Origin of the sequence: Bradyrhizobium yuanmingense, from assembly GCF_029167105.1 — a bacterium.
Classification (GTDB): domain Bacteria; phylum Pseudomonadota; class Alphaproteobacteria; order Rhizobiales; family Xanthobacteraceae; genus Bradyrhizobium; species Bradyrhizobium yuanmingense_A.
Genome location: NZ_JARFML010000117.1, coordinates 1 through 1,150, shown reverse-complemented (window position 1 = coordinate 1,150; position 1,150 = coordinate 1). Strand labels below are relative to the sequence as shown.

The following is a 1,150-nucleotide window of genomic DNA, read 5'->3' as shown; positions in this document are numbered from 1 at the left end:
ATAATTGCACCCGTGGTATCAAATCCCACCACATGGAATGTGTTCTTGCCCAGGTCGATACCGATCGTGACAATGTTCGTATGGGACATGGCTCTCGCGCTCCTCTCTTGGCGGGGCTGTACGTTGCCCCTGTGAGCGGGCGTGGTCCATGCCATTAACTCATAAGGCCGGTGCGCCTTGCCCTTGCCGATGCACTCCAACTCCGGCGCGTGCAGCGAGTAGACCTTCGGTCCACGTTGGTGCTGCTTCTGGTCAAGCACCCGTCGCGCCAGCGCCAGCATGCGGCCGAGGACAATCTCACCGAGCAAGTCGGTGCGGCCTTCGATCTTGCGGGTGATGCCACGGATGACGCGGCCGAGATAGGTTCGAAGCGTCCTCAAGGCTCGGTTGGCGCGCTTGAACTGCTTGGCGTGGGCATAGCGCTGATGCTTGATCAGCGCGAACTTTCCCACCCGCGCATAGGATTGCAGCAACGCCAGCCCCTGCCGTTTTGCCAGCCGGACCAGGATCTCGCGCGCCCGGTTCAGAAGCCGCGCATCGGTCGGGAACATCACGTTCTTGGGCTGCACCGTGGTGTCGACGATGACGCGATTGGTCGGACGGCTTGATCGCTTCGGTCTTGGTGGCGACCGAGAGGCTCTCCTGCAGCAGCGCTTGCAGCTTATCCTCGCCCATGCGCTGGCGCCAGCGCGTCAGCGAGGAGCGATCGAACACCAGGCGGTGCTGGAAGAACTCCTCGCCGCAGAAGAACTGGTAATAGGGGTTCTCGACCCAGCGCTCGCACAGCACCTCGTCGGAGAGGTCGTAGGTGTGCTTGAGGTGGCAAGTCCTGCCATCAGCCGCGTCGGCAGCGGCGGCCGGCCCGGCTTGTCCTCGTAGACCGCGCCGAACCGCTCCTCGAGGAACGGCGAGTCGATCGTCCGCGAAAGCTTCACCAGGGCATGGTCCATGTCGGTGATCGCGTCCAGCCGCGAGCGCAGAAGATCGGCCTGTCCGCTGTCCCGTCGTTCCTTGGGTCGCATCGTCCCCTCCGATGCAACCGAAGGAATCACGACCGGCGATTCGAGGGAATCGCAAAAATGAAATTGCAAGCTTTCGGGCCTTCAAACCCGAAAGGCTTGCAATCTCAAACCTCGCTCCGCTTCAAAAA

The 1,150-nt window shown here is 61.9% G+C and carries 1 pseudogene; it reads right to left on the bottom strand.

Going from position 1 to position 1,150, the window contains the following annotated elements:
- Positions 1 to 158: 158 nt before the first annotated feature.
- Positions 159 to 1,022 (bottom strand): annotated as a pseudogene (locus tag P0R31_RS40690) (IS5 family transposase); the annotation flags it as partial.
- Positions 1,023 to 1,150: the final 128 nt, after the last annotated feature.